This window comes from Halomonas sp., from assembly GCF_052095695.1.
In the GTDB taxonomy this organism is placed as follows: Bacteria; Pseudomonadota; Gammaproteobacteria; order Pseudomonadales; family Halomonadaceae; genus Vreelandella.
Genome location: NZ_JBQDLQ010000126.1, coordinates 1 through 7031 on the forward strand (window position 1 = coordinate 1; position 7031 = coordinate 7031).

Sequence of the window (7031 nt, forward strand, 5' to 3'; positions counted from 1 at the left end):
CTCCACCACCTTACTATACAAATCAAGCACCTACGGGTGCTTTTTTTGTGTCTGTGGGCTGAAAATGGCTGCCTTTGGCATATCCATGTCAACATTTGAGTCAGCAATTTCTACGCGTCTCAAGACCGACCATGCTCTTGGATATATGCTTTTAATGCTTGGTCGATGCGACGCTGCCAACCATCACCTTGAGCCTTAAAATGCTCAATCACTTCCGGTGACAAACGAATGGAGGTCTTAATTTTGGTGGGCATCTGCTGGCGTCCGCGTTGCCCAATGGTACGCTGCAGATTAGCAGGCAATACCCCAGACATAGGCCTCATTTGCTCAACGTCTCGGTCTGTGAGCTCTCTTACTTCACCGTCTTTATTCGTGAGCCGCGTTTTCATAGCGCCTTACCTCTCGTGCGTTGGCCTTTCTAAGACTGATAACCCTGATGCCGCCTTCAATGGGTGTAAAGCACACCACATGCACCCTCTCCCCAATTTTACCCAAACCTATAAAGCGCTGTTTTGGATAGTCAACGCGCTTATCCTCATGGAATAACGCTCCTTCCCAGTCAAAACGCTCTACCGCCGTAAACGGTAGACTGCGCCCTCTTCGTTCTTCGCGCTTTTGTTTGAGTCGAAGTCGATTATCATGCTTTTAATTGTATGGACAAAAAGACATAAACACCAGTTCCCTCAGTGAATAACCAACCGAGCTGCCCTAGCCCACAAGGATCTGTTAGCGCTTTTCTTTCCACTTACGTGGATCAATGCGCCCTTCATACATCGGCAACTCCAGCACCGGGTCATCCTCTCGGAACTGGGACCACATACGGTTCAGACCCGCGGTGCCGAAGGTACGCACTCGCTCGACCTCATCCAGGTTGAGCACATCGGTGAGAATGCCCGGGGTGGCGCCGGGCATCCTGGCGCGGATGCGGCCTTCGGGGTCGACGATTAGGCTCTGCCCCTCGCCAGAGGGCGTGGCCGCATTGGCGCTGACCATATACACCTGATTGAAAATAGCATTGGCCTGCACAAGGATTTGCTCTTGGGCGCGGTCGCAGGTGGTGGTGGCCACCTGGTTGATAATCACGTCGGCCCCCAGCCAAGTTAGCTGACGCACCGTCTCGGGAAACCAGATGTCGTAGCAGATGGCCATGCCGACCCGGCCTATGCCGGGCACCTCGAACACTTCAAAGCGATCTCCCGGTTGATAGGGCTCAAAAGGTCGCCAGGGGAAGCACTTACGGTAGGCGGCTACGCGCTCACCTTCGGGCGAATACACCGGCGCGGTGTTGTACAGGTGCCCATTCTCTCCCCGTTCGCATAGCGTGCCGGGCAATAGCCATATCCCCAGGTTGCGGGCGATCCGTGACAAGTGCTGGTTGCGTGGACCATCAATGGGCTCAGCAGCGGCTTCCAGTTGCTCCTTACGCTGCTGGGGCGTCCCCGAGGCAGCGCACAAATGGATCTCGGGATAGACCACCATCCTCGGCTGTTCAAAGTCAGCGCCAAAGTCGCTCAGGTGCATCGCCAGCTCAGCCTCGAAGGCCTGCAGTTCGGTGTCAGTGCCGTGCTGCCGCGAGGCTTCCTGCACCACGAGCACGGGCAAATATCTGGACATGGTCGGTCTCCGTTTAAAAGGTCGCTTTTACCTAGCTGAATGCTGGCTCAGGCTCTGACTCATCAAAATCCACTTCTGGCGGTTCGCGACGGAAAAAGCGAGTCAAATAGGCCAGTTGGGCGAGCCCGATGGAAAGCCAGATCAAGCCAAGAATAAGGGCGTTGACGTCCAGCTTACTCATCAGCCACAGGTTGACCAGGGCGCCGATGAGCGGCACTAGCATGCCTCTAATTACACCATACTGGCGCCTTGCATCGGCGTCTTTACTGACCAGAAAGATCACTGAAAGGTTAACCATTGTGAACGCGATAAAGGCACCGAAATTGATAAACGAGGCAGCCGATAGCGCCCGTGAGCACGATGTTGAACATCGGCGTATGAAAGCGTGAATGCAGCGCACCGAACAGCTTAGGCGGCAGTACCGCATCCCTCCCCATGGCAAACAGCAGCCGAGAGGCACTGGCTTGAGCGGCTAGGCCAGAGGTGAACTGGGCGAGCACCATGCCGGCCAGAAAAATAGCGCCGAAGAGATCGGCACCGATGGTCTTTGCTATCTCAAAGGCGGCGGAGTCGGAATTGACGAAACTGCTGCCAGGATGCACCAGTTGGGTTGTGTAACCCACCAACACGTAAATACCGCCGCCGATTAGCGCGGTGAGCATAATGGTCTTAGGGATATTGCACTTTGGATCGATGGTTTCTTCGGTCAGTGTGGTAACGGCGTCGAAGCCAAGAAAAGAGTAAGCGGCCACGGCTGCGCCTGCAGCAATTGCGGTAAAGCCAGCCTCTTCACCCAAGAACGGGCCCAGGCTAAAAAGCGCATCGCTGCCGCCAGTTGAAAATACGTGACGAACCGACAGCAGTACGAAGAAAGCGATCACCAATATTTGAAACACCATACGGCCGTAGCGAATAGCCATGGGGTGAAGCGCCGGGCTGAATAAACAGCTCAGGATCACCGCGCTCCCCCATCACCTTGGCAACAAGCGAATAAACGAGCTAAACGGTTGTTCATGGGGTTCTCCTGATAACAAGACAGTTAATGGTTAATAAACGCAACAGTGAGTCGAGGCTCGCCTATACTTCACTTTTATGTTATAACATAACAAATTTACCAAGAGTTAATGTTAACCATGCGGCTTGCTCACCCTCCTGATAGCGATGCAATTCTGAGCGTTCGCCAACTGGGTGTTCACTTCGGTGGCCAGCAGATTCTTGAGAACATCAATCTCGACTTATATCGACAGCAGGTGGTGACCCTGATTGGCCCCAACGGCTCGGGTAAATCCACGCTGGTGAAAGCGCTGATCGGTGCGGTAACGCCGATCTCGGGGCAGGTGACCATCGCGCCCCAGCAGCGCATCGGCTATGTGCCGCAGCGGCTGCACTTGGATCCCACCTGGCCCATGACGGTCAAACGCTTTATCAACTTGCCGCGTTGCTGATTATCCCGGCGACAGTCACGACACAAAGCTGGCGCTTCTTGCGACAGCGCATTCAATGACGGCTATCTCAACAACGCTTATGGAGTCATTTATGTCTTCGCTTATGTCTTCACTACCGGCCACTCAGTGGACGTTGCCAGACCATGCCGCCGTTGATAATGACATCAGCGTGCTGCCGCGCATCTTCGAAGACGCTATTAACATCGCGATCTTCCAGCGCCCACTGCCCGCCGATATTGCCTTCAGCGCCCAGGCGCAGTGCCAAACGAATCGCGCCTGGCAATATAGCTGGCTTGGCCATCCGGATGAAACTTTCGTCGCCGACCTGCGCCGTCACCTGCCCGCCCCGGACGCGGCAGCCCCGCTGGTTGAGGATATGGCGACGATTGCCGAGGCGATCGCCTTTCTGTTTGACACCCAGGCCGTCGGGATTCGCGTGCGCCTGCTCACTAGCGCCATGTGCCCGCGTTTTCACTGCGATAACCTTCCGGTGCGCATGGTAACCACCTATGTCGGCCCAGGCAGCGAATGGCTGCCAGAGTACGCCATTAACCGTGCGGGACTGGGCGCGCCACACCCCGACCGCCCCGATATCGCAACCGACTCCAGCGCTATTCAGCGCCTTACGCCAGGGGATATAGCGTTAATAAAAGGGAGCGGCTGGGTGGGCTGCGAAGAGCGGGGGTTAGTGCATAGAAGCCCCGCGTTGGATGGCATAGGTAAGCGGCTGCTGATGAGTATTGATCCCGCTTAGACGTTGCTATCACGACCTATGGAAACGATTACCACCGCGTTCGCCTATGTCTTGATCAAGTCAGATCAATATCGCGAGAGCAATGTATGGGTACCAAAGTATGAATGTAAAAATGGTCAACGCCGATGCTCAACGCGCATCCGCTGAGAAAGCCAAGGAAGCCAAGCTATTGGCCATGCCCACCAATGACTACATGAACGACGAGCAATTAAGGTTTTTCCGACATCGACTGCTGGCCGAACGTGTCGAGATTGAAACGCACTTAAGAGAGATGAAGGACGTCATCGCCTCCCGTGAACGCGACAGTGACGAATCGGATCAAGCCTCCTTTGAGGAGGAGCTGCGCTTGGCATTGCGCCAAGCGGATCGCGAGAGCCGTTTGCTCAAAAACATTGAGTCAGCCTTAAAACGCATTGAGAGCGGCGAGTACGGCTACTGCGAAGAGACTGGCGAGCCCATCGGGCTTCCACGGTTAATGTTCAGGCCCACCGCGAAACTATGCATTGAAGCAAAAGAGCGTCAGGAGCAACAAGAGCACCATTATCGCAAAGCGCGCTGGGAGTAAGCTGTTATGCAGGAACCGTCATTAATACCGGTCAATCTGCTGACCGGCTTCTTGGGTAGCGGAAAAACCACGCTACTCAATCGCTGGGTTCACCAAACCTCCATGCACAACACCTTGGTGGTGATCAATGAGTTTGGTGCCATCGGGCTGGATCACCAACTGATTACCCACAGCGATGAGCAGGCGGTGATCGAAATGAGCAGCGGCTGCTTATGCTGCACCCTGCGGGGTGATTTGAGCCGCACCCTGCAACAAGCGCTTGAAGACCTGGAAGCACAAGATAAATCCTTGCCTGCTCGGGTAGTGATTGAGACCACTGGGCTGGCGGAGCCTACGTCTCTGCTGCAACTATTGATGACGGATCACTGGCTGGCGCACCGCTTTAAGCTAGATAGCGTGGTGTGCTGCGTTGATGCCGCCAATGGGTTGGCGACCCTGGACGCCCACCCGGAGTCGCAACAGCAAATCGCGGTGGCCGACAAACTGCTGATGACCAAAACCGACCTGGCGAGCGAAGAGAGCGTGTCCCAACTGGCGAATCGATTGGCCAAGTTGAACCCCGCAGCGGCACAGTGGCAGGTGATTAATGGCGAACTCTCCCCAGATTTGCTGGTGGGGGCAGGATTACATGGTGGCGACACCAAGGGGTTCCAGGTGGAACAGTGGCTCAAAGCGGGCAGCTACGCCATACATCAAGCAGATACTCATCCTGGCGCTTTGACCACGCCGCTGAACCGTTCGCCATTGAATACTCATCCGCCCGGCGACTCCCCGCACAGCGACGGCATTAATGCCTTCTGCTTTAGCGTTAACGAGCTTATCGAGCCTGACGCCTTGGAAGGCTGGCTGGATGTGTTGATGTCATTAATGAGCGACAAAATGCTGCGCATTAAAGCCATTGTGCACCTCACTGACCGGGAGGCGCCGCTAGCGCTTCACGGCGTGCAGCACATTTTTCATCCGCCTGCGCCGCTGCCAGCCAACAGTGTGGGCGACCGCGTCTCGCGCTTTGTATTTATTACCCAAAACGTGGCGCCTGAAACCGTAGCCGAGCTGTATAACTTCTTCAATTCCTCAAAAGAGGTAGCCCAATAACCGTTTTAACCTTACCCGATATCGCCAGCCAAACTGGACGCGGGCGCAGCGAGTGGAACGGATGATTGCCTGCTGCCTTTTACCGAGAGCAGCTTAGATCGCCCTCTTCACAGCTAGCATGCTCACGCAGTTGATTAGTACGTGTCTCTGTCAGCGTTTCAAGACATGTGTTTTGGATCATAGGCTGTGCACTACCGCCTTCAACAGCGCTACTCTCAAATGCACACTCAGCGTCGCGAAAACCAATCCACGCCCGTTGGGTAGTTCTAAGCTTCTCTAATGCGTCAGCGTTACTGTTTAGTTGACCCACAAGCTCCTGATAAGCCTCATTGAGCTTATCGTCAGCCGCTTGATACGCCTGCGCGGAGCATTCGGTGAGTTCAGCCTGAGTAGTAGCGCTATCACATGTATCGCCCGCATATGTAAAACTACTTGCGACTAAACAACCTATCCCTAAAAGAAGTGTAGATAAACGCATAGTGAGTGATCCTATTCCATTTGGATAAAGCAATATTGAGGGAGTACACCATCTCCCTTGAAGCCTAATTGATAAGTGCCAATAAAAGCAAAGCGCTGGCATAAGGCCAGCGCTGTTACGATCAATTAAATATAGCTGCTACCCATTAGTGGGCCAGCATTTCACCAACAATGTCATCACCGTTTAACTCGGAAGGATAATAGGTAGGCCAGTGAGTCACTTCCTCTAACAGCGCCTCACGATCATCACCCCAGTAAAGGTGGAAATGGTGTGCATCCGTGGGGTAAATGCTGTGGTCACTGAACTGAATATACTGGGGCAGCTCTCCAGAGCCCTCTCCCTCAAGCTCGAAAATAAACCGAACACCTCGGTTGCCCGCTTGGTAATCTAAAATCTCGTAGCCATCGTACTGATAGTTGCCCGACGTCTCTTCACCGTTTTCAAAGAAGGTAACGTTACTACCGTCGATAACGATACGCCCTACATTGGTTTCATAACCCGTATCGTAATAGTCTATGTACTCTTCAGCGGTTTTATCGCCATTCTCTGCTTTATCAGCAAATACTTCATCTAGCGTGCCGTCTTGTAAGTACGGATAGACGGATTGCCAATCACCTTCCCAGTCCGATAATGGGCGATCCTTAATCTGATCGTCCTCAAAATACCCCGAATAGATATCGCTATCATGGTCATGGTCATGGTCATGGTCATGGTCGTGGTCGTGGTCGTGGTCGTGGTCGTGGTCGTGGTCGTGGTCACTATGAGAATGATCGTGATCATGATCACTGGCGCTAACGCCCTGAATGCCTGTCAGTATCAAAGCACTCAATACCAATACGCTGGCGCTCTTAAGTGGCAATGCTGTCATATCCAACCTCTCCTTTTGTCGATTACAAGATAATGCTCTTAAGCTTAAAGATATAGTATAACATAACGCTCATCAAGCGCATTCTTATCTCGCTTGGTGTTTCAATTACCTATAGCGATAAGCCAAATAACGAGTTAGCGTCGCTAAGAGGAGGCACTAAAGTAAAAAATAAAATCAGCAGACACAAACGCATCGGGCCCCACCGAAGTGGG

At 53.4% G+C, this 7031-nt stretch carries 10 protein-coding genes and 1 pseudogene; 4 read left to right on the top strand and 7 right to left on the bottom strand.

What is annotated here, in order from left to right:
* Positions 1-119: 119 nt before the first annotated feature.
* The 5 genes and pseudogenes from ACTH5D_RS16650 to ACTH5D_RS16670 form a co-directional block, all read right to left on the bottom strand.
* On the bottom strand, positions 120-389 hold the full coding sequence (locus tag ACTH5D_RS16650; protein WP_441673190.1) for a BrnA antitoxin family protein: 270 nt from the start codon (positions 387-389) through the stop codon (positions 120-122).
* Positions 367-546 (bottom strand): annotated as a pseudogene (locus ACTH5D_RS16655) (BrnT family toxin); the annotation flags it as partial. The gene ACTH5D_RS16650 and the pseudogene ACTH5D_RS16655, both read right to left, overlap by 23 nt.
* Positions 547-726: 180 nt before the next feature.
* The gene (locus ACTH5D_RS16660) at positions 727-1614 is read right to left on the bottom strand and encodes a carbon-nitrogen hydrolase family protein (protein WP_441673192.1); all 888 of its coding nucleotides are present in this window, start codon (positions 1612-1614) and stop codon (positions 727-729) included.
* Positions 1615-1645: 31 nt separating this feature from the next.
* A complete protein-coding gene (locus ACTH5D_RS16665; RefSeq protein WP_441673194.1) occupies positions 1646-1912 on the bottom strand; it encodes an amino acid permease C-terminal domain-containing protein in 267 nt (88 codons plus the stop codon).
* On the bottom strand, positions 1905-2534 hold the full coding sequence (locus tag ACTH5D_RS16670) for an APC family permease (protein ID WP_441673196.1): 630 nt from the start codon (positions 2532-2534) through the stop codon (positions 1905-1907). The genes ACTH5D_RS16665 and ACTH5D_RS16670 overlap by 8 nt, the downstream gene beginning before the upstream one ends.
* Before the next feature lie 213 nt (positions 2535-2747).
* Here ACTH5D_RS16670 and ACTH5D_RS16675 point away from each other — a divergent pair, with 213 nt between their 5' ends.
* The 4 genes from ACTH5D_RS16675 to ACTH5D_RS16690 all read left to right on the top strand — a co-directional run bounded on the left by ACTH5D_RS16675 (position 2748) and on the right by ACTH5D_RS16690 (position 5473).
* A complete protein-coding gene (locus ACTH5D_RS16675; protein ID WP_441673198.1) occupies positions 2748-3059 on the top strand; it encodes an ATP-binding cassette domain-containing protein in 312 nt (103 codons plus the stop codon).
* Positions 3060-3150: 91 nt separating this feature from the next.
* Complete coding sequence (locus ACTH5D_RS16680; protein ID WP_441673200.1) at positions 3151-3813, top strand: DUF1826 domain-containing protein; 663 nt, start codon at positions 3151-3153, stop codon at positions 3811-3813.
* A 100-nt stretch (positions 3814-3913) separates the two neighbouring features.
* Positions 3914-4378: an RNA polymerase-binding protein DksA gene (gene dksA, locus ACTH5D_RS16685; protein WP_441673202.1), complete on the top strand. Its 465-nt coding sequence runs from the start codon at positions 3914-3916 to the stop codon at positions 4376-4378.
* Positions 4379-4384: 6 nt separating this feature from the next.
* A complete protein-coding gene (locus ACTH5D_RS16690; RefSeq protein ID WP_441673204.1) occupies positions 4385-5473 on the top strand; it encodes a CobW family GTP-binding protein in 1089 nt (362 codons plus the stop codon).
* Between the two features lie 79 nt (positions 5474-5552).
* On the opposite strand, the gene ACTH5D_RS16695 is transcribed toward ACTH5D_RS16690, so the two are convergent.
* Positions 5553-5951 (bottom strand): lysozyme inhibitor LprI family protein, encoded by a 399-nt coding sequence (locus ACTH5D_RS16695; protein ID WP_441673206.1) that lies wholly within the window; start codon positions 5949-5951, stop codon positions 5553-5555.
* Between the two features lie 145 nt (positions 5952-6096).
* A complete protein-coding gene (locus ACTH5D_RS16700; RefSeq protein ID WP_441673208.1) occupies positions 6097-6819 on the bottom strand; it encodes a metal-binding protein ZinT in 723 nt (240 codons plus the stop codon).
* Positions 6820-7031: the final 212 nt, after the last annotated feature.

Bases quoted from the DNA above. Each gene is read 5' to 3' on its own strand.
- ACTH5D_RS16660 (WP_441673192.1), bottom strand. From the start codon at position 1,614: ATGTCCAGATATTTGCCCGTGCTCGTGGTGCAGGAAGCCTCGCGGCAG.
- ACTH5D_RS16650 (WP_441673190.1), bottom strand. From the start codon at position 389: ATGAAAACGCGGCTCACGAATAAAGACGGTGAAGTAAGAGAGCTCACA.
- ACTH5D_RS16700 (WP_441673208.1), bottom strand. From the start codon at position 6,819: ATGACAGCATTGCCACTTAAGAGCGCCAGCGTATTGGTATTGAGTGCT.
- ACTH5D_RS16695 (WP_441673206.1), bottom strand. From the start codon at position 5,951: ATGCGTTTATCTACACTTCTTTTAGGGATAGGTTGTTTAGTCGCAAGT.
- dksA (WP_441673202.1), top strand. From the start codon at position 3,914: ATGAATGTAAAAATGGTCAACGCCGATGCTCAACGCGCATCCGCTGAG.
- ACTH5D_RS16680 (WP_441673200.1), top strand. From the start codon at position 3,151: ATGTCTTCGCTTATGTCTTCACTACCGGCCACTCAGTGGACGTTGCCA.
- ACTH5D_RS16690 (WP_441673204.1), top strand. From the start codon at position 4,385: ATGCAGGAACCGTCATTAATACCGGTCAATCTGCTGACCGGCTTCTTG.
- ACTH5D_RS16675 (WP_441673198.1), top strand. From the start codon at position 2,748: ATGCGGCTTGCTCACCCTCCTGATAGCGATGCAATTCTGAGCGTTCGC.
- ACTH5D_RS16670 (WP_441673196.1), bottom strand. From the start codon at position 2,534: ATGGCTATTCGCTACGGCCGTATGGTGTTTCAAATATTGGTGATCGCT.
- ACTH5D_RS16665 (WP_441673194.1), bottom strand. From the start codon at position 1,912: ATGGTTAACCTTTCAGTGATCTTTCTGGTCAGTAAAGACGCCGATGCA.